At 61.0% G+C, this 21589-nt stretch carries 13 protein-coding genes and 1 pseudogene; 3 read left to right on the forward strand and 11 right to left on the reverse strand.

Annotated elements, in window-relative coordinates:
• Positions 1-154 precede the first annotated feature (154 nt).
• Positions 155-1195 carry a low specificity L-threonine aldolase gene (locus PSH91_RS24565; protein WP_214912522.1) on the forward strand — a complete coding sequence of 347 codons (1041 nt, stop codon included), beginning with the start codon at positions 155-157 and terminating at the stop codon, positions 1193-1195.
• Positions 1196-1431: 236 nt separating this feature from the next.
• Positions 1432-1965 carry a transposase gene (locus tag PSH91_RS24570; protein ID WP_160894082.1) on the forward strand — a complete coding sequence of 178 codons (534 nt, stop codon included), beginning with the start codon at positions 1432-1434 and terminating at the stop codon, positions 1963-1965.
• Between the two features lie 172 nt (positions 1966-2137).
• Here PSH91_RS24570 and gbcB read toward each other — a convergent pair.
• Positions 2138-3237: pseudogene (gene gbcB, locus PSH91_RS24575) on the reverse strand (glycine-betaine demethylase subunit GbcB).
• 282 nt (positions 3238-3519) lie between these two features.
• Between gbcB and gbcA the strand changes: the two are divergent.
• Positions 3520-4815: a glycine-betaine demethylase subunit GbcA gene (gene gbcA, locus PSH91_RS24580; protein WP_305466891.1), complete on the forward strand. Its 1296-nt coding sequence runs from the start codon at positions 3520-3522 to the stop codon at positions 4813-4815.
• Positions 4816-4922: 107 nt separating this feature from the next.
• Here gbcA and PSH91_RS24585 read toward each other — a convergent pair whose 3' ends face one another.
• From PSH91_RS24585 to PSH91_RS24630, 10 genes are all read right to left on the reverse strand, one after another.
• On the reverse strand, positions 4923-6167 hold the full coding sequence (locus PSH91_RS24585; protein ID WP_305466892.1) for a metallophosphoesterase: 1245 nt from the start codon (positions 6165-6167) through the stop codon (positions 4923-4925).
• A gap of 27 nt (positions 6168-6194) precedes the next feature.
• On the reverse strand, positions 6195-8063 hold the full coding sequence (locus PSH91_RS24590) for a hypothetical protein (RefSeq protein WP_047228151.1): 1869 nt from the start codon (positions 8061-8063) through the stop codon (positions 6195-6197).
• A 156-nt stretch (positions 8064-8219) separates the two neighbouring features.
• On the reverse strand, positions 8220-11672 hold the full coding sequence (locus PSH91_RS24595) for a GMC oxidoreductase (protein ID WP_305466893.1): 3453 nt from the start codon (positions 11670-11672) through the stop codon (positions 8220-8222).
• A gap of 1116 nt (positions 11673-12788) precedes the next feature.
• A complete protein-coding gene (locus PSH91_RS24600) occupies positions 12789-13355 on the reverse strand; it encodes a GNAT family N-acetyltransferase (RefSeq protein ID WP_305466894.1) in 567 nt (188 codons plus the stop codon).
• A gap of 329 nt (positions 13356-13684) precedes the next feature.
• A complete protein-coding gene (locus PSH91_RS24605; protein WP_047230385.1) occupies positions 13685-14455 on the reverse strand; it encodes an electron transfer flavoprotein subunit beta in 771 nt (256 codons plus the stop codon).
• Between the two features lie 15 nt (positions 14456-14470).
• Entirely contained in the window at positions 14471-15691 is a 1221-nt protein-coding gene (locus PSH91_RS24610; RefSeq protein WP_305466895.1) for an electron transfer flavoprotein subunit alpha/FixB family protein, read from the reverse strand.
• The gene (gene dgcB / locus PSH91_RS24615; RefSeq protein WP_305466896.1) at positions 15691-17655 is read right to left on the reverse strand and encodes a dimethylglycine demethylation protein DgcB; all 1965 of its coding nucleotides are present in this window, start codon (positions 17653-17655) and stop codon (positions 15691-15693) included. The genes PSH91_RS24610 and dgcB overlap by 1 nt, the downstream gene beginning before the upstream one ends.
• A gap of 160 nt (positions 17656-17815) precedes the next feature.
• Positions 17816-19876, reverse strand: a complete 2061-nt coding sequence (gene dgcA, locus PSH91_RS24620) for a dimethylglycine demethylation protein DgcA (protein ID WP_047230382.1) — start codon at positions 19874-19876, stop codon at positions 17816-17818.
• A gap of 15 nt (positions 19877-19891) precedes the next feature.
• A complete protein-coding gene (locus tag PSH91_RS24625) occupies positions 19892-20422 on the reverse strand; it encodes a DUF5943 domain-containing protein (RefSeq protein ID WP_030139308.1) in 531 nt (176 codons plus the stop codon).
• A 78-nt stretch (positions 20423-20500) separates the two neighbouring features.
• Positions 20501-21478 carry a dipeptidase gene (locus PSH91_RS24630; protein WP_047230381.1) on the reverse strand — a complete coding sequence of 326 codons (978 nt, stop codon included), beginning with the start codon at positions 21476-21478 and terminating at the stop codon, positions 20501-20503.
• Positions 21479-21589 lie beyond the last annotated feature (111 nt).

The following is a 21589-nucleotide window of genomic DNA, read 5'->3' on the forward strand; positions in this document are numbered from 1 at the left end:
CATCCAGTGTGTTCCCCCGCGAATCTTGGGTAAAGTGCGCACCACTATCGACCACCGCGTGCCGGACTCAAAGCACGCCGGACCACGGAATTCTCCATCCGGGAATTCTGTCAGGGATCTCTTACCCAGGACTCTCTATTTCAGGAGCAAGGCCATGACCGACAAGAGTCAACAATTCGCCAGCGACAACTATTCCGGCATTTGCCCCGAAGCCTGGGCGGCCATGGAAGAAGCCAACCAGGGTCATCAGCGGGCTTACGGCGATGATGAGTGGACCCACCGCGCGGCGGATGATTTCCGTGCCTTGTTCGAAACCGACTGCGAAGTATTCTTCGCGTTCAACGGCACCGCGGCCAACTCCCTGGCGCTGTCCTCGCTGTGCCAGAGTTACCACAGCGTGATCTGCTCGGAAACCGCCCACGTCGAAACTGACGAATGCGGCGCGCCGGAGTTCTTTTCCAATGGTTCCAAGCTGCTGGTGGCGCGCACCGAAAATGGCAAGCTGACCCCGGACTCGATCCGCGAGATCGCCCTCAAGCGCCAGGATATCCACTACCCCAAGCCCCGCGTTGTGACCCTGACCCAGGCCACGGAAGTTGGCAGCGTCTATACCCCGGAAGAAATCCGCGCCATCAGCGCCACCTGCAAGGAACTGGGGCTGAACCTGCACATGGACGGCGCACGATTCTCCAACGCCTGCGCCTTCCTCGGCTGCTCACCGGCAGACCTGACCTGGAAAGCCGGGGTGGATGTGCTGTGCTTTGGCGGGACGAAAAACGGCATGGCGGTGGGTGAAGCGATCCTGTTCTTCAACCACGACCTGGCAGAAGACTTCGACTATCGCTGCAAACAGGCCGGGCAGTTGGCCTCGAAGATGCGCTTTCTCTCGGCGCCCTGGGTCGGCCTGCTGCAAAACGACGCCTGGCTCAAGCACGCCCGGCACGCCAACCACTGCGCCCAACTGCTGGCGCAACTGGTAAGCGACATCCCAGGCGTGGAACTGATGTTCCCGGTCCAGGCCAACGGCGTATTCCTGCAACTCTCGGAACCGGCCATCGCCGCGCTGACCGCCAAGGGCTGGCGCTTCTACACCTTCATTGGCAAGGGCGGCGCGCGGTTCATGTGCTCGTGGGACACCGAAGAAGCGCGAGTGCGGGAATTGGCAGCGGATATTCGGGAAGTGATGAGCGCCTGAGGCAACGACTAACATGATGATCGTTCCCACGCTCTGCGTGGGAACGCCTCTACGGACGCTCCGCGTTCGGCTCTTGGGGACGCAGAGCGTCCCTGGCTGCATTCCCACGCAGGAGCGTGGGAATGATCATCGAGGGTGTGCGGACTATTCCCACCCGCCTCGTGCCCTCTTCGTCTATCGCCAAACGTCTCGAAGACTGCAACATGGTCATTCCCCGCAGCAAAGGAATGCATCCCATGGGCCGGAGCCGCTACGTCATCACCGAACCCGACAAGCCCCACTTTCTCACCTGCACATTGATGGAATGGCTGCCGCTGTTCATTCGCCCCTACCTCGTCGATCACTTGCTCGGGTGCTGGCGCTATCAGCAAACCCATCAGAATTTGCAACTGTTCGGCTATGTCGTTCTGGAAAACCATCTGCATTTCGTTGCCCAGGCTCCGAACCTGAGCAAGTGTCTGCGTCAGTTCAAATCCTTTACGGCACGCCAGATTATCGACGACCTGCAAAGCAAAGGCGCTGAGCGAGCTTTGCAACGCCTGCGGTTCAGCAAACGAGCCCATAAGCAGGACAGGGTTTATCAGCTCTGGCAAGAAGGCTCACACGCGGAGCAGATTTATAGCGAAACGGTAATGCGCCAGAAGCTGGACTACATCCATTTCAACCCGGTGAAACGTGGATATGTGGAATTACCGGAACATTGGCGCTATTCCAGTGCGCGTAATTATGCGGGAATGGAAGGGTTGATTGAGATTCAGCGGTGGTATTAGCCCATAGACAGCAGACTGCGACGAAGCTGGGACGCAGAGCGCCCCTGGTTGCATTCCCACGCAGGAGCGTGGGAACGATCAGGTCGCGATGGCTGTGAAATCGATCGTTCCTCACGCTCTGCGTGGGAATGCAGCCCGGGACGCTCCGCGCTCCCCTTGCGCCGAGCATGTGTCAGAACTCGATCCGCACATCCCCCTTCGGCACGCTGCAGCACGACAGGATGTAACCTTCGGCCTCGTCGTCTTCGGTGATACCGCCGTTGTGGTCCATCTCCACTTCCCCGCCCAGTTTCAAAACCTTGCAGGTGCCGCAGATGCCCATACCGCAGGCTTTGGGAATCATCATGCCGAGCTTGGCGGCGGCGGCGTGGACGGTTTCTCCCGGCCCCACGCGAATACTCTTGCCAGAGGCGGTGAACTCCACCAGATGTAGGTCCGCCACATCGACTTCCGGGGCGTCGGCAGCCTGTTCGGCCTGTTCCACCGCGTCGGCGCGAGCTTCCGGTGGCGTGGCGCCGAAGGACTCCTCGTGGTAACGCGTCATGTCGAAGCCAGCGGCTTCCAGCAGGCGCTTGACCGCGTTCATGTAGGGCGTCGGGCCACAGCAAAACACTTCGCGCTCCAGGAAGTCCGGCGCCATCAGCTCCAGCATCTTGTGGTTCAGATAGCCGCGATACCCGGCCCAAGGCTCGCCCAGCCCATGTTTTTCGCAGATCAGGTGCAGGTTGAAGTTATCGATCCGCGACGCCATGTGTTCCAGCTCGCGGTGATAGATGATGTCCTTGGGCGAGCGGGCGCTGTGGATAAACACCATGTCGACGTTGGCATTGGTGTCGTAGTACCAGCGCGCCATGGACATCACCGGCGTGATGCCGACACCGCCACTGAGGTAAAGACCTTGGGGTTCGAGAAGTCGATGGCATTGAACAGGCCGACCGGCCCGTGCACCGCCAGCTCCTGACCTTCGTGCAGGGTGTCGTGCAGCCAGTTGGAAACCTTGCCCCCCGGTACGCGCTTGATGGTCACCGAAAAACTGTAGGGCACCGACGGCGAGCTGGAGATGGTGTAGGAGCGCATGATCGGCTGACCTTCGATTTCCAGCTCCAGGGTGACGAATTGCCCCGGCTTGAAAAAGAACAGAATCGGCTGATCAGCCATGAAACAAAAGGTGCGCACATCCCAGGTTTCCTGGATGACTTTGACGCAACGGACAATGTGACGACCATTGGCCCAGGTCTGGGTGGTTACCGGGTTCAGGAAGCTGTTGGACATGCTGATCTCCACGGCCGACTGTCGGCCTCTTATGAGGCGATTCTGCGTATAGCGCGAATCGCCCATTTACCTATCTGCGACATTCACATGCTTACCGCGACCAGCCCCCAACGACCGGACCTTGCGCGTCGGGAACAGATTGGGCCATGTCGCCCATGGATAAGGTTCGCCCCCTGCGCGGCCCCACACTCGCCCCAACAGATAAATAATATTTTCTGCCTTGCGTAGCACATTTGATTAGCCACTTTCGCCGGCCACGTAGAGGGCCATGAGGATAAAACGATGGACGTCACCGCAACCCTGAGCCTGGGCGATCCGCTGGAACCCGCACGCAAGGCCACCGCGCAAATGCTGCAGGAACGCGAGCGCACTTTCTCGCTGCCGCAGCCGTTCTACTCCGATGAGCGCCTGTTTGATATCGACATGCAGGAAATCTTCCAGAAGGAATGGTTGATCGCCGGCATGACCTGCGAAATTCCGACCAAGGGCAACTACCTGACCCTGCAGGTTGGCAAGAACCCGATCATCGTGATTCGCGGCGCCGACGGCGTGGTGCATGCGTTCCACAACGTCTGCCGGCACCGGGGCTCGCGGCTGTGCACCAGCGAAAAGGGCAAGGTCGCCAAGCTGGTCTGCCATTACCACCAGTGGACCTACGAGCTGGACGGTCGCCTATTGTTCGCCGGCACCGAAATGGGCGCCGATTTCGACATGAACCAGTATGGCTTGAAGCCAGTGAACGTGAAGACCGCCGGTGGCTACATCTTCATCAGCCTGGCGGAGAACCCACCGACCATCGACGACTTCCTGGCGACCTTGACCCATTACATGGAACCCTATGACATGGAAAACACCAAGGTGGCGGTGCAAACCACCTTGATGGAAAAGGCCAACTGGAAGCTGGTGCTGGAAAACAACCGCGAGTGCTACCACTGCGGCGGCGCGCACCCGGAACTGCTCAAGACCCTGCTGGAATGGGACGACGTCACCGACCCACGGGCCGACCAGGCATTCAAGGACCATGTAGCGGCCTCCGCCGCAGCCTGGGAAGCCGAGAAAATCCCTTACGCCCACGCCAGTTTCGGCCTGCGCAACCGTATCGTGCGCATGCCGCTGCTCAAGGGCACCGTGTCGATGACCATGGACGGCAAGCAGGGCTGCGCCAAACTGATGGGCCGCATCAAGAACCCGGACCTGGGCTCGATGCGTATCCTGCACCTGCCCCACTCGTGGAACCACTGCATGGGCGACCACATCATCGTGTTCACTGTGTGGCCGATCAGCGCCCAGGAGACCATGGTCACCACCAAGTGGATCGTACACAAGGACGCGGTCGAAGGCGTGGACTACGACGTGGCACGCATGCGCCAGGTCTGGGACGCCACCAACGACCAGGACCGTCGCCTGGCCGAAGAAAACCAGCGCGGCATCAACTCCACCGCCTACCAGCCAGGCCCGTACTCCAAGACTTATGAGTTTGGTGTGGTGAACTTCGTCGACTGGTACAGCGAGCGCATGCTCAACAACCTGGGGGCGGAACCTGCGCCGTACCTCAAGGGCGTTCCGGTCCAGGGCTGACAGCAAAAGCATCGCGAGCAGGCTCGCTCCCACAAAGGATCTTTGGCGCACCGAAGATCAAATGTGGGAGCGAGCCTGCTCGCGATAGCGGCCTCACATTCACCCGATTACTGTGAAGACCACCGCACCGACCCATCCTCCCCATAAAACGTCTCGACAATCTCCTCCCTCACCAGCCGCACCTTCACATACCCGTTCAACACCCGTTCCGGGTACGCCTCATCCCCCGCCAGTTGCGTTTCCGACCACAACACCCCGGCATGTCCGTTCAACTCGCTGGTGGTGCCGTAGGGAATCGCTCCGTGCCCGGCACAGCGTGCGTGCAGCCCGCCTTGGGGCGCGTAGCAGATGCCGTTGTGCAGATGCCCCCAATACCAGTAGTCCGGCTCACGCCCCAGGGCATCGCAGACCGGTTGGTAAAGCGCGGTCTTGTGGTGCCCGGAAATATCGAAGCCCTGGTGATGGCTGAGCACCATCAGCTTTTTGCGCTTGGGCAGGCTTTTCATCCAGTCGATCTGTTGCGCGTTGAGGGTGCCATCCATGTACAGATTCATCGCGTCCGAGGCGTAGGCACTGTCGAGGCCGACCACCAGCCAATCGTCGTTGTACAGGGCAAAGTAACTGGTGCCCTGTTGCACCGGGAAACGCTTGGCCAACTCCTTGAAATAACCGTGGGCGCCGCTGTACATCTCGTGGTTGGAATTGAGCGTGAACGAGCCGTGCTTGCCCTGGGGCCAGCCGACCATGTCGACGTCCTCCTGGGAATGGGTGCCGGCGTAATACACATCGCCCAGATGGATGGTGAAGTCGGCCTCGGCCAGTTGCATCTGATTGGCGACAGCCACGGCCGGAGCATGACTGTCGAACGGTCCGGTGCCCCAGTCGCCGGCAATCGCCAACACCACGTCGCTGTCCATTTTCACCAGTGCCGGGTTAGTGGCGAACGGCGCGTGATGGCGCAGGTTCTCGATCCACTTGAGCAACGCCTCACTCCACAACAGGTCGAGCAACTCCCATTTGCGGCAACCGAGCAAGGTGCCGTCCTTGAGCACGCGGGTCGGCAGCTCGTCCTCGGTTTGCGGCAAGGCGCTGGCATTGCCGATCTTCAGGATCGAAAGACCGTGGGCCAGCTCCCACGGCACGGCCGGTTCGTCATCCGGCAGGTCGCCGTGATCGATGACGTGCCGGGCCTGATCGTGGCCACGCTGGAGCAGCTTGACGATGGCCTCGAACTCTTCGGGCTCCAGGTCGTTGACGAGTTTTTTCCAGGACATCTCCAGCCGCGTGACCAACCCGTGCAGGCGGACTTTGACCTTGTCGAACTCATGTTCCCAATGGTGCAGTAATGACATGTGAACGCTCCTTCGCAGTGCCCTGGGCTACAGGGTTTTCATGAATTCGATCAGGGCCCGTTTGTCGACATCCGACAACTGCGTGCCATACAGGTGGCCGCCGTTGTGGTTGCCTTCCAGGCGGGTGTCGTATTTGAAATCCGCCGACGCCTTCATCTGCGCGCCGCTGGTGATGAAGCCGACCTTCTCCTGGTCGTAGATATCGGAGCCGGTGTAGAACACTTGCGGCCGCAACTCGGGCGGTTGCAACAAGTCCCACAGGGTCGGCACCGAGCCGTTGTGCAGGTACGGCGCCCTTAGCCAGATGCCGTCGGTGGGGGTGTTGCTGTAGCTCTGGGTCTTGCGGTACGCGCCGAAGTCGAACGGCGGTTTCTTGAAGCCGTGGAACGCCGTCACCAGCCCGACGGTGAAGGAGTTCAGGCGATGGGGATCGGTGCCCAACTGGTCGATGTTGGTAGTGACCTGTCCTGTGTCGGCACGGCCGAAGTCGTGGCAAGCGGCACAGTTCTGCTCCCAGATCGGTTTGCCCTGGGCGACTTTCGCCTGGTCCAGGGCGAACGGCCACGCCGGCGCCTTGTGGCCCAGCAGCCAATTGGTCACCCGGTTGAAACTCGGCGGCAGCACCGATTGCGGTGTCGCGCCCACGGCCATGGCCGCCGCGTAGTTGCGTTCGTGAATCTTGTTGTTATTGCCGTCCCAATGCAGATACATCGACTCACGGGGTTTCTGGTTCCAGACCTGCGGCAAGTCCACGGTGCCGATGGTGGAGTCATCCGGGAAGCCGAACACCACCATTTTGGTCGGGTTGAAGGTATCGGTCCGCCCCGGACCTTGGGCCGGGCGCAGTTTCTGCCAGGCGTAGGCCTGCTTCTGCTTGAGTAGCCCACTCTTGGCCATCGGGATTATCAGGTAACGGTTGTACAGTTTTTCGAAAAAGCCCAGCTGGAACTTGCTGTTGATCGCCGCCATGACCGCATCTGGGGTGAATTTCGGGTCGCTGGCACAATCGTAGGCAAACCACTGGAAGGCCTGCAGTTGCAGGGTGTTGGCCGGCGCGCTGGCGACCGGAACCGCTACGTCACTGGCATTGGCCCGGTACGAGCCGGTGTGGCACAGCGCGCAGTTCGGCTCCACGGTGGGGTAGCCCAGTTGCCGCTTGGCCATGCCGATCGGCAGGTCGTTGCCGTTCTCGTAGAGAAACCCGAACACCTCGTAACCGCCGGGCTTGGGCAGTTTTTCCGGGCACATCTGCGGCAGCACGGCGAACAGGTAATAAGGGATCCGCGCTTCGATGCCCAGGCCGATGGCGGCGTATTTGTAGTGGTCCTCGTCGGAAGCGAAGTCTGGCTGGGGCACCTCTCGTATCATCTGGTACCAGGTCTGGTAGCCGATGAAACCCAGCAGCAATACCACCACCAGCGTGCCGACCTTGAAACCATGACTGTGCCAGCGCCGCGCCCAGCCGGCGCGCCACTCCCGCCAACCGGCGCAGAGCAAGGCCAGTGGACGATGGGCCACCGGGCTGCCCAGGTACAGCAGCACGCCCAGAATCAGGAACATGCTCAAGTCGCCCATCAACATCGGCACGAACAACTGACCCTGGTTGTTGGTGTTGATCAGGTAGATCCAGAACACCACCGCCACCAGCCGCGACAGCACGCACAACCACGAATGCACCACGAAACGCGGCGCGTTGAACCCCGAGGGCATGTAGAACAGGCTGATCCCCACCAGCAACATGCCGGTGTTTTCCAGCCAGGGATCGGACAGCACGGGCGGCAGGCCAAGCATGGACGTCAGCAACGCCGGCGCGAACAGCGCCGGAATCGCGAAGACCATGTTCATCACAATGCCCACCCAGATGATGCGTTGGAACCAACGGATGTAAGTGTTCATGGCATCCTTTTTCCTTATTCCTGACTCACGAGATGCAGCGTCCAGACGATCGCATCGCGAGCGGGCTCGCTCCCACATTGAACGGTGTGGGCCACCGAACCTGCGTACGGCACAAACCCCGTGTGGGAGCGAGCCTGCTCGCGATGCGATCTAGAACTAGCCCAGCGCCGTCTTCTCCAGGTGTTCAAGGATGATCGGGTACACATCCACCACCGCGTCCTTGCCAAAAATGCAGTCGATGTGGCCGTAGCCCGGCACTTCGTGACGGCTGAACAGTTGCGGGCCGTGCATATCGCACAGTCGCTCGTAGGTCTTGAGGGTGCTTTGAGGGAGGTAGCACTGGTTCTCGGCACCGCTGATGAAGCAGATCGGCAATTTCAACCGATCGAAATGCGGCATGTAAACGTCGTTGCCCTTGAAGTCCACCAGGTGCCCCTTGCGCACGATCAGCGCCAGGTGCTCGAAGGTCTGGATGTTCGACTCACCGAACAATTCATGCAGGTTGTCGTGCAGGGTTTCGTTGAGGGTGTCGTGGCGGTACAGCGATGCATACATGAACGTGATGCGGTGGCAGACCGGGTTGGTGCAATAGCCCTGGGCCTCGATCCGGGCATAACCGTTGAGAGCCTTGTCGTAGAGTTTGTTGAACCAGCTTTCCTTGGTGTCGGCGTAGGCCGTGAGGGACTTGATGCCGATGGCATCGAGCATCCCCGGCAAATGCAAACCGGCCTTCAGTCCGGTGGCGGTGGCAACCACCGTGTCGGCGGCAATCTGTGAGCAGACCACCGAGCGAACCCCTTGCAGCCCCGCCAGCATCGACATGAAGAACGTCGTCGCACCGTAGCAATGCACCACGCACTGCACGTCACGGGCCAGCGTGGCCTGCTGGATCTGCTCGATAGCAGCCTTGAAGTCGTGCTGGGCCACCTGGTCGCCGTTCCATTCATGCTTGCTGGCCGGCAGCAGGATGCTCACCCGCAAGTCCAGCAACCAAACGTCGTACTCGTGCTTGCACAGGTACTCCAGCAAGTTGGTCTGGATGGTGTCGGTGGAGAAAATATTCGACCCCACCCCCAGGCCATGCACCAGCATCACCGGGCCTTTGCTGCCCGCTTGATAGCGAGTCAGGCGTAGCTCGACGTTGTCCTCGGTCTGGAAGAAATGCACGGTCGGCGCCGGTGCGTCCAGTGGCCGCTTGCTGCGAGGCGGCGCGTCCGGATTGAAGTACACATCGCCAGCGAACACCCCGCCGTAGCTCTCCCACAAAATGCCGGCGAAGAACTTGCCGAAGCGGGCCAACGCTTCCACTCGCTCACGCTCGTTACGTGCGTTGAGCACTTTCATGGTGGTCATCTGCTTGGCGAAGTCGGCCGGCAGAATGTGCATCACCCCCGAGCCGATGACCTCGCCGCTCTTGTCCGGCCCGCGATACAGCGTGACATAGAGCGTGCTGGTGTCGTGCCAGATGTTCAGCACCCCGTTGTCCTCGGGTACGGTCTTGAAGGCGCTGAAGTAATAATCGCTGCCATCCTCGGCGGTCAGTTTCATGTCGTAGTTCATGTGCCGCACATCCACCTGTTCCTGGTATTGCTCGAACAGGTTGAACACTCCGTTGCTGGCGACCAGCGGCTTGGGCGAAAGCATCGGCGCATCCAGCGTACCCACCAGGGTGGCGGCGTGTTCCGGTTCCTTGATCAGGCGATTGAGATCGGCGGCAGTGATGGTCAGGGTGAATTCGATGGGCGAGTTATCGGCTTTGCCGCGCTTGGCCGCGGCTTCGTAAAGCGAAAGATCAGTGCCCTGAGGCTGGGTGAAGGCTGTGGAAAAGTAGCCCTTCATGGTTTCAGTGAACTGCACGCCAAGGGTCGGCGCCGCCACCGGTTTGCGCGGGGCCGAAGGCAGGGTGTAGTCGATGATCCAGCCACGATCGGCCGCCAGCAGCCCCATGTTGCGCTCGCTCACCGCCGAGATGGTCAACAACGGGTTCACCGCCAGGGAAGTCGGGATCACCGCACCGTCCGTCACGTACAGACCGGGATAGACATCCGTCCCGCTGGCACCACTGAACACCTGGCCCTTGTGGTTGACCACGCCTTGCGTCGCGTCTTCCCCCATCACGCAGCCGCCCAAGGGATGGACCGAAACGATGCTGTGCTTGAGCAGCTTGGTCCAGATCGGATTCTCGACCCAGATCCCGCCCAACGCCTTGGTGCTCTGGTGCAAACGCTCATTGCCCAGGGTCACGTTTTCCTGCTCGCCGACGCCGGGCCAGTCGATGCGCAACTGGTCCTTGTTGTCGAGCACCATGCGCCCCTTGCCGTTGTCGTGACTCATGATCAGGTACGTCTGCATGTTATGCAGCGCGCCGTAGTACGGGCCGCGCAGAAAGCTCTCGGCTTCCCGGGCCTTGTACTTGAGGCTGGCACCCAGGCCCGTGTCGGTGGGCACGCCGATCATCCCGGCGAACGCCGCCATGCTCGGCACCATGGGCCGACCGAGTGCGCCGGGGATCGAGCCTTCCTCGATGACCATGCGGCTGCGCCAGTCACCCTCGGTACGCATGTCGATGATCGAGGTGATGCACGGTCCCACCGGCTCCAGCTCCTTGGCCGAGTGGGCGCCGAAACCGATACCGTTGATGGTCTGGTCGCAGTTGTGGCCAAACCCGAGGATGTCGCCGTTGCCGCTCATGTTCTCGCCCAGTTGACTGGACATCGACAGGCCTTTGTCCCGGGAACGCAGCATGATCTCGGTAGAGCCCAGGGTGCCGGCGGACACCACCACGATGTCGGCGCGCACGAACAGGGTTGGCGCCGAGAACAACTCGCGACCGCTGTCCAGGTACTGGAAATGCACGATCCAGCCGTCGCCGTCGCGCTCCAGGTGCCGCACCTGGGCCTGACAGAAAATCTCCGCACCATGGTTCCAGGCATCCGGCAGGTAATTCATCAGCGTGGTGTTCTTGGCCTTGTTGTTACAGCCCGAGACGCAATCCCCACAGCCGTTGCACGGCAACTGCTCGACGCCGACGTGGTTGAGGTTGTTGGGCAACTTGTCGAATGTCACGTTGATGGGCGGTTTGTAGAAATGTGCGTCCTGCTTGAGATAACTCGCCGACTTGCGGTTGGCGTCGAGCTTGGGCAGGTTCGGCGCCGCATCTGGGTAAGGGTTGGGCTTGAGCATTTCCCGAGCCCGCGCATAACCGTCCTTGAGCAGCGTGTCGCAATGGTCACGCACCGCCTGCGGCCAGCGGGAGTCCTCGAACACACCGGGCTCCGGCTCCAGCGAAACGTTGGCATTGATCAGCGAAGTGCCGCCCAGGCCGCAACCGACCACCACGTTCTGCTGGGCGTTGACGTGCAGGTCGAACAGTCCGGTGCGCGACCCGATGTGACCGTCCGGGTCATGCACCTGCAACTCTTCGGTGGCCGCAAGCATGGTGTTGGGGTATTCGCCGGGCTGGATCTCCCGGCCCCGCTCCAGCAGACAAACCTTGCGCCCAGCCCGGGACAGGCGTGACGCAGCAATGCCACCGCCGTAGCCGGAACCAATGACGATAACGTCGTAATGCTCCTTGATTTCGCTAATGGGGGTCGAGATCCGTGTCATGTTCAAGTCCTCTCAGGCAGATGGGGCAACTCTGCGGTTGCCTGCAAATCGACAGGCGCACGAACGCCTGGCCACTATCCCGTACGGGTTGGAGCGGCAGTCAACGGTGTTACAGGGGAAACTCAGGGCTCAACGAGGCGCTATAGACGCGCACGCTGATTGGTGGCACGACGACGTCTGCGTTTGGGTAACCGGGTGGGAGGGGTCGGAGTACAGGTCGCAGCCGAGATCGGGTACCAGCAGGGGGGCTTGCTATCCATCATGCGTTCTCCCTGAACCAGATGTGGATAAAGTGGCGGTGTCCTTGTGCCATGAGTGAAGACAGCTGCCAGGGCCACGTCAAGGTGGATCCTTAGAACTGTATGAAATTTGATCTATAGCGTCTGGGCCTATACCCGCCGTGGCTCTTACGCTTTCGCAAACAAGTTATCCACATGTCCACCCACAGCTAATGGGGACAAGTGCCTCATTGCGACTGATTTTTTTAAGTAAAAGCTAAAGAAAAACCGTGACTTATGAACAAAGAGCGTTTCCTTTCCATATAGATCAAAAACTGATCAACCACCTGAAAGCCTTGTCTAGCGTGGCTTCTGGAGGAGAGCGAACACCTTATCCACAGAAGCGCCAACAGTGTTTGGGGGTAATTCTGACGGTTCTGTGGAAAACCGCGACTATGGCCGGTAAATCGAGGTTTTAGCGGAATTTTTCGGATAAAAATGATGAATTGATCATTTTATGACCAGCCCCATGAAAGCCCCGTTCCGTATGGCCTGTAGAGGGTAGCGAACATCTTATCCACAGAAGCGCCAACAGAGATTGGGGGCAAGTAGCGTCCTGCGCTCACGCTTATTCACAAACAGAATCGAGGAAAAACCGTGAGTTAGGCTGGTTGTTTTTTAAGCGCAGGCTTGGGGAGCTTGATCTGCGTGGGGTGTGGCGAGGGGCGAACAGGTTATCCACAGAGGCGCGCACAGGGATTGTGGGTAAACCTCAGCCCCTTGTGGGAGCGAGCCTGCTCGCGATAAGGCCATGCCAGTCAACATGGAGGTGAATGGAAGACCGCTATCGCGAGCAGGCTCGCTCCCACAAGGGTGTCTGGTGAGGCCGCCGTGACGGTTAAGGCCGATGCATCAAATACGCCTCCCCCGTCACCCGAATCAGCGGATGCGGGACGACCCGGCAGGTTTTGACGATGCCAAAACCGTGGCGCTCATAAAAGCGCCGGGCGCCAATGTTCGCTGCGTAGTCGATCAAACTGAGGCCTTTGAGCGCCAGTTGATCGGCACGTTGTTGCGCTCGCTCGAGAAAGCGCACGCCGAGCCCCTTGTTACGCCACCCTTCATGCAGGGCCAGGCTCGATATATAGAGGGTATCGGGGACTTCCATGTCGGCGTAGGGCGCCAGGATCGGATCAGTGACGGGAGTCGCCAGCGGATCCTCACGCGTCACGTAACAATGCATCATGCCGATGACCTGTCCGCCGGCTTCTGCAATAAGGCAGTTCTGGTAGGAAAAATCGACATCCTCACGGGCATAGCGAGCAGCCCCTACCTCCAGCAGATCCTGCCCGGACTCCGCCAGCTGGCTCCAGATGTAATCCGACGCGCCCTCTGAGGAAATCCGGAACAGACGAGCGATCTCCCGTGTATCCGTGGGCAACGCCGGACGAAATTCAACTTCCATTGATGTGGCTCCATTAGCTATCAAATAGCTTTTTTTAGGCGCAGGTTTGAGTCACGACAACATGCCAGGGCAGCGGTTTTATGGCTGGATGTTGCAGCGGGTCAGATTGGACGTTTTTTGAGCGAAGGCTTGAAAGGCCTGATTTGCGCGGTGTCTGGATAGGATCGAACAGGTTATCCACAGAGGCGCGCACAGGGATTGTGGGTAAACCTCAGCCCTTGTGGGAGCGAGCCTGCTCGCGATGGGGCCATGTCAGTCAACCTGGAGGTGAATGGAAGACCGCTATCGCGAGCAGGCTCGCTCCCACAAGGGACAAGGTGAGCCTGGATTTAGCGAACCACCCCTTCCTCAATCAGCAACTTGAGGATCGCCTCGGCGCCCGCCTCCGGGCTCACGCCTTTGAGCACCTGCCCACCTCCGCCGCTGGCCTTGGCCGTGGCGGCTTTCATGCGGTCGGCGCCGCTCTTGGCCTTGATCACTTTCAGGCGTTTGGGCCGTGGTTTGGCCGGTTGCAGGGTCGCCACCGCCAACAGGGCGTCGTCGATCACCTCGACTTCTTCAGCGTGCAACGCCCCGCGTCGGGCCGGGCCGTAGGCGCTTTGCCGGGGTTTGGGGGCCGCGTTATCCACCGTGGCGAGGAACGGCAGGCGCACTTTGAGACGTCGCCGCTGGCCGCGGGGCAAGGCTTGCAGAACCAAGGCTACGCCACTGTCGATGGATTCGACCTGGGCCAACCCCACCACCAGCGGCCAGCCGAGATTTTCCGCCAGCAGGAACGGCAACATACCTGAACCTTCGCCGGTTTCCGCCTGACTGCCGGTGAGCACCACTTGGGCTCCCGCGTCGCGCAGATAATCAGTCAGGGCCGGCAGTGCGTCGGCACCTGCGGGGTTATCCAGTACGTAGAGTTCGTCCAGACCCATGCCCAGATAGGCGCGCAGGGCCGGTTCAGCCACGTCGCCTGCGTGCAGCACTTGCAGGTCGTTGCCGGCCAGTTGCAGGCCCAGTTCCACGGCCCGCGCATCCTGCTCGGCGCGCCGGGGCCGACCGGAGGTGGGGTGGGCGCCGATGGACACCAGGCTGATCACTTGAGTACTCATGGTTGAATCCTTAGCTTAAGCCGCATCGCGCTTGGCTTCGTTGCGGTACGCCTCTACCGCCGCGATCAAGGCCTGGAGAATCGCCGCGCTGTCGCCAATCACCGACAGGTCTGCCCGTTTGATCATGTCGCAGCCCGGATCGAGGTTGATCGCCACCACCTTGTCGCAGGCGCCGATGCCCTGCAGGTGCTGGATAGCCCCGGAAATCCCCACCGCAACGTAGACCCGCGCCGTAACCCAGGTGCCGGACGCGCCAACCTGGCGATCCCGCGCCATGAAGCCATCGTCCACCGCTACCCGCGAAGCACCCTCGGTGGCGCCCAGGGCCGCAGCGGTCTGGTGGAACAGCGCCCAGTCCTTGACCCCGTTGCCGCCGGAAAAAATGAATTCGGCTTCGGCCATCGGGATCGCGCCCGGGTCCACCGCCACCGCGCCCAGGTCTTCGATGCGCGACAAGCTGCGGGCCACGCCTGTGGATAACTCCACCGGCAAGGCTTCGTGGCGGGTTTCGCTCACCGGTTCGGCGCATTCGGCCGCGGCCAGGATCAACCGCGCCAAAGGCCGCGCCAAATCTTGCAGGCCGGCACCGGCCCGGCCGATGCACTCCTCACCCTTGACCTGCCAGACCCGTGTGGCCGGGCGCTCGCCCAGGGCTGCGGCAAACCGCCGGCCCAGTTCGCCGCCACCGGTGCGGCTGTCAGGCAGCAGCCAATGGCGTGGGTTGAATTGGTTATCCACAGCCCGCAGACCCTGGACTCGCTGTTCCGGTGCATAACCGCTGAACGCCTCGCCTTCCAGTACCAGCAAGCGGTCGACACCGGCCGTGGCAAAGGTGCTTTCCTTGTGCTCGCCGAACACCACCGCCAGCACCGCGCCGTCGGCACCGGCCAATTGATGGGCCAGGCCCAGCAGATCGCGGTCGTGGCTGCTGAGACGACCGCCCACCATGTCTGGCACCACGCAGATATAAAACGCCGGTTGCGGCACCTGATGCAGCGGCAATTGCACTTCAGTTGCCGCGGTACGCTTGGTCGCGCCGCCCTGCTGGGCGCCGCTGCGGTCGATACGCTTGATGCCGTTGGGGCCGATGAATCCGACACCATGAACGTTCTTGCGGATGACACCGTTGGGACCCATCCAGCTGTGCTGGACCGGTTGCATGGCCGCGTGCAGTGGGTGCAGGCGGTTACGGGCGATCCACTCGGCGCGAGGGTCGCGGCGGATGATGTCGCTCATTAGTGCACCTCCGCAGGTTCACGTTTGGCCGGAACCGCTGGTTTGTTCGCAACCGCGTCTTCGAGCAGAGCGTCGGCCACCAGTTCAGCGATGTCCTTGATCATCGGGCGTGGCTCAACCACCCCCTCAAGCATCGCGGTGCACTGTGGACAACCCACTGCCACCAGTTCGGCGCCGGTTTCGCGGATGTCTTCCATGCGCATATCGGGGATACGCTGCTTGCCCGGAATGTCAGTGATCGGCGCGCCGCCGCCACCGCCGCAGCAACGGGAGCGGAAACCGGAACGCTGCATCTCCTTGATCTCGATGCCCAGCGCACGCAGCACCTGGCGTGGCGCCTCGTATTCGCCGTTGTAACGGCCCAGGTAGCAGGGGTCGTGATAGGTCACGCTGTCGCCCTTGTGCTGGCCGAGGTTCAGGGCGCCGGCCTCGATGACTTCTGCCAGGTAAGTGCTGTGGTGCTGCACCCGGTAGTTGCCATCGAAAGCGCCGTATTCGTTTTTCAGTACGTGGAAGCTGTGGGGGTCGCAGGTGACGATCCGGTTGAAGCTGTATTTGCCCAGGGTCTGGATGTTGCGCTTGGCCAACAGCTGGAAGGTCGCTTCATCACCCAGGCGCCGGGCCACATCGCCGCTGTCGCGCTCTTCGAGGCCGAGCACGGCAAAGTCGATGTTCGCCGCCTTGAGGACTTTGACGAAGGCGCGCAAAGTGCGCTGGTTGCGCATGTCGAAGGCACCGTCGCCGACCCAGAACAGCACGTCGGTGGACTTCACCTCGCTGAGCAGGTTCAGGTTCAGGTCCGCCGCCCAGTTCATCCGCCCGCCCGGGGCGAAGCCGCCAGGGTTGTCGGTGGCGATGAGATTTTCCAGTACTTCAGCGCCCTTGTTCGGCGTGGCGCCTTTCTCCAGGGTCAGGTGACGACGCATGTCGACGATGGCATCGACGTGCTCGATCATCATCGGGCATTCCTCAACGCACGCCCGGCAAGTGGTGCAGGACCACAGCGTCTCGGCGTCCACTAGGCCGTTGACGATTGGCTGGTGTGGATTGCCGCTGTGTTCGCCCACCGGTTTACCCCTGCCGTCAAGGGATGGGTAGGGGCTGCCGGCGAATTTCGCATCGGTGCCGCCGGCCAGGCCGACGACCATGTCCTGGATGAGTTTTTTCGGGTTCAGCGGCTGGCCGGCGGCAAAGGCCGGGCACGCGGCTTCGCACTTGCCGCACTGCACGCAAGCGTCGAAACCGAGCAACTGGTTCCAGGTGAAATCCTTGGGTTTCTCAACGCCCAACGGTGCTGCGGGGTCGTTCAGGTCCAAAGGTTTGAGACCGGTTGAGCGGCCGCCACCAAAGCGTTCGGCGCGGCGGTGCCAGGCCAGGTGCAGGGCCCCGGCAAAGGCATGTTTCATCGGCCCGCCCCAGGTCATGCCGAAGAACATTTCCGACACACCCCAAAGCACGCCCAGGCCCAACAGCGCCACCAACACCCAGCCCCCGAAGTCGGCCGGCAAGATCCCGGCGACCGGCAAGGTCACCAGGAAAAAACTGATGGAGAACGCGAACAGGCTCTTGGGCAAACGCATCCACGGCCCTTTGGACAGCCGTGACGGTGGATTGCGACGACGCAGGGCAATGAAGATCGCGCCGCTGAACATCAGCAGCGTGGCGAACAGCAAGGCATAGCCCAGAATGCGGTTCTGCAGGCCGAAACCATGCACCAGAATCGCCAGCAGCGCCGCCAGCACAAAACCACCCGCCGTGGCGACGTGGGTGTTGGCGATGTATTTGTCCCGCGCCACCACATGGTGCAAATCCACCATGTAGCGCTTGGGCATGGCGAAAAGACCACCGATCAGGTCGACCTTGGACGGTCGCCCCCGGCGCCACATGTTCACCCGCCGCAAAGCGCCAAGGACCGCAAGGCCCAGGGCAGCGAACAGCAGGATGGGAAGAAGGGTGTTCAGCATGGTGAAGCTCCCAAAGACCTCAGGTCTTGCAGGTCGAGATGCCTTACTCGGTTCCTGTGGGAGCGAGCCTGCTCGCGATTCAGGCGCCGCGGTGCCTCAGGCAGACCGCGTTATCGTTCATCGCGAGCAGGCTCGCTCCCACAGGGCTATGTGCAAGCCGTTAGAAATCCTTGCACAACCGCAGCGCGTCGTAGATGGCGGCGTGGGTATTACGCTGCGCTACGCAATCACCGATGCGGAACAGCAGGTAACCATCGCCGCTCTGCTCCAGGCACGGTTGGGGCTTGATCGCGAACAAGGCTTCGACGTCGATCTGGCCCTTGTTGCGCGAACCTTCCTTGAGCGCGTAGTAGATTTCTTCATCCGGTCGCACGCCGTTTTCCACCACTACCTGATCCACCACGCGCTCTTCCTTGGCACCGGTGTATTCGTTCTCCAGCACCGCCACCAGCTTGTCGCCTTCGCGGTAGACCTTCTCCAGCATCATGTCCCCGGTCATGATCACTTCCTTGGGGTACATGCTGCGGTAGTAAGTGGGGAACGAAGTCCCGCCAATGGCCACGCCCGGCTTGATGTCGTCGGTAACGATTTCGACCTGGCTGCCCTTGTCGGCGAGGAAGTCGGCCACCGACATGCCGGTGAATTCACAAATAGTGTCGTAGACCAGTACGTTCTTACCCGGTGCAACCTTGCCATCGAGCACGTCCCAGCTGCTGACCACCAGCCCTTCGGCGGCGCCCCAGTGTTCGTTCTGCTCGAGGAATGGATGCCCGCCGACGGCCAGCACCACCACATCCGGACGCAGGTCCATGATGGTCGCCGCGTCCGCCGCCACGCCCAGGCGCAGGTCGACTTTCAGCCGGGCCAGTTCCAGCTGGAACCAGCGGGTAATGCCGGCGATCTGGTCCCGTTGCGGGGCTTTCGAAGCGGTGGTGATCTGCCCGCCAATGAATTCCTTTTTCTCGAACAGGGTCACGTCGTGGCCACGTTCGGCGGCCACACGCGCCGCTTCCATCCCGGCCGGGCCGGCACCGACGACGACCACTTTGCGCTTGGGCCCGGTGGATTTTTCGATGATGTGCGGCACGCCCATGTATTCACGGGAGGTTGCAGCGTTCTGGATGCACAGCACATCCAGGCCCTGGTACTGGCGGTCGATGCAGTAGTTGGCGCCGACGCACTGCTTGATCTGGTCGATCTGGCCCATCTTGATCTTGGCGATCAGGTGCGGGTCGGCGATGTGGGCACGGGTCATACCGACCATGTCGACGTAACCGCCCTCGAGGATCCGCGTGGCCTGGTTCGGGTCCTTGATGTTCTGCGCGTGCAGCACCGGAACCTTGACCACTTCCTTGATACCGGCGGCCAGGTGCAGGAACGGCTCCGGTGGATAACTCATGTTCGGGATAACGTTGGCCAGGGTGTTATGGGTGTCGCAACCCGAGCCCACAACACCGATGAAATCCAGCATGCCGGTGTCGTCGTAGTACTTGGCGATCTGCTTCATGTCCTCGTGGGACAGGCCGTCCGGGTGGAACTCATCACCGCAGATGCGCATGCCCACGCAGAAGTCGTCGCCCACTTCGGCGCGTACGGCTTTGAGCACCTCCAGGCCGAACTTCATCCGCCCCTCGAAGCTGCCGCCCCATTCGTCGGTACGCTTGTTGACCCGTGGGCTCCAGAACTGGTCGATCATGTGCTGGTGCACGGCGGACAGCTCGACGCCGTCCAGGCCACCGGCCTTGGCACGCCGTGCCGCCTGGGCGTAGTTACCGATCACCCGCCAGATTTCTTCCGGCTCGATGGTCTTGCAGGTCGCACGGTGCACCGGCTCGCGCACGCCGGACGGCGACATCAGGGTCGGCCAGTTGAAGCCGTCCCAGCGCGAGCGACGCCCCATGTGGGTAATCTGGATCATGATCTTGGCGCCATGCTTGTGCATGGCGTCGGCCAGGTTCTGGAAGTGCGGGATGATGCGGTCGGTGGACAGGTTCACCGAACTCCACCATTCCTGCGGACTGTCGATGGCAACCACCGACGATCCACCACAGATCGCCAGGCCGATGCCGCCCTTGGCCTTCTCTTCGTAATACTTCACGTACCGGTCGGTGGTCATGCCGCCGTCAGTGGCGTAGACCTCGGCGTGAGCGGTGCTGAGCACGCGGTTGCGGATGGTCAGTTTGCCGATCTGGATCGGCTGGAACATTGCTTCAAAAGCCATGGCGCGATCCTCGACTTACAACGGCTTGACGATGAACAGGCCGTCGTCGTGGCCTTCTTCGGAACCGCCGTAGACCTGCTCGGCCACGGTGCGGATCGAACTGCCACGGGCGGCGAGAATCTGGTCCATGGCGCCGGCAAACCAGCCGGTGAACATGTAGTCGACCTTGCGCCCGACCTTGCCGTACACGTAGACGAACGCCGAGTGTTCCAGCTTGACGCTGGCGGTGCCTTTATCCAGGTCGATGTCCTGGATCTTGAACAGGCCCCAACCGCGCTGGGACAGACGCTTCATGTAATGCTCAAACACCGCGACGCCTTCCAGGCCATGGCATTCGGCTTCTTTTTCACACCAGTGCCAGGCGGATTTGTAGCCGGCCTTGTAGAGAATCTCGGCGTAGGCGTCGGCGCCCAGCACTTCTTCGATGCCCATGTGGTTATTGACGAAAAAGTGCCGCGGCACGTAGAGCATCGGCAGGGCATCAGAGGTCCAGACACCGGTTTCACTGTCGACTTCGATAGGCAATTGAGGGGCGATTTTGGCCATGGAAACTTAACTCCGAAAATTCGTGGTATGCCTGCGGCGCTAATGGCCGCAGGTTAAGGATTCAGTGATGCGGCGGCTTTATTCGCCCCAGACGTCTTTCAGGACGTTGACCCAGTTCTCGCCCATGATCTTGCGCACCACCCGCTCTGGATGGCCGCGCTTGAGCAGCGTCTCGGTGAGGTTCGGGAACTCGCCCACGGTGCGGATGCCCAGGGGGTTGATGATCTTGCCGAAGCTGGTCAGCCGACGGGCATAGCCTTTGTCGTGGGTCAGCATTTCGAAGAAATCCTGACCGTGACCCTGAGTGAAATCGGTGCCGATGCCGATGGCGTCCTCACCGACGATGTTCATGGTGTATTCGATGGCCTCGGCGTAGTCGTCGATGGTCGAATCAATGCCCTTGGCCAGGAACGGCGCAAACATTGTCACGCCGACAAAACCGCCATGGTCGGCGATGAACTTCAGTTCTTCATCGGATTTGTTGCGCGGGTGCTCCTTCAGGCCCGAGGGCAGGCAGTGGGAGTAGCAGACCGGTTTCTTCGATTCGAGGATGACCTCTTCGGAGGTCTTGGAGCCGACGTGGGACAGGTCGCACATGATGCCGACCCGATTCATCTCGGCGACGATTTCACGACCGAAGCCCGACAGGCCGCCGTCACGCTCGTAGCAGCCGGTGCCCACCAGGTTCTGGGTGTTGTAGCACATCTGCACCACGCCAACGCCGAGCTGCTTGAAGATCTCGACGTAGCCAAGCTGGTCTTCGAAAGCGTGGGCGTTCTGGAAGCCAAAGATGATGCCGGTCTTGCCTTGAGCCTTGGCGCGCTGGATATCGGCGGTGGTTTTCACCGGGATCACCAGATCGCTGTTTTCGCGGATCAGTTTCTGGCTGGCCACAATATTGTTGATGGTGGCCTGAAAACCTTCCCACACCGACACCGTGCAGTTGGCGGCAGTCAGGCCGCCCTTGCGCATGTCTTCGAACAGGTCACGGTTCCACTTGGCAATGATCAGCCCGTCGATAACGATGCTGTCGGCGTGCAATTCGGCTGGGCTCATCAGGCAGTCCCCTTTTGTCAGCGATTCATGCGCCGAATCGTGTGCCGGCGCTTTGGGGCCAGCATATGCCTCGGTGCATTGGCGACCGGGTGCAAAAACGACAGGGGAATT

The organism is Pseudomonas sp. FP1154 (assembly GCF_030687245.1).
Classification (GTDB): Bacteria; Pseudomonadota; Gammaproteobacteria; order Pseudomonadales; family Pseudomonadaceae; genus Aquipseudomonas; species Aquipseudomonas rhizophila.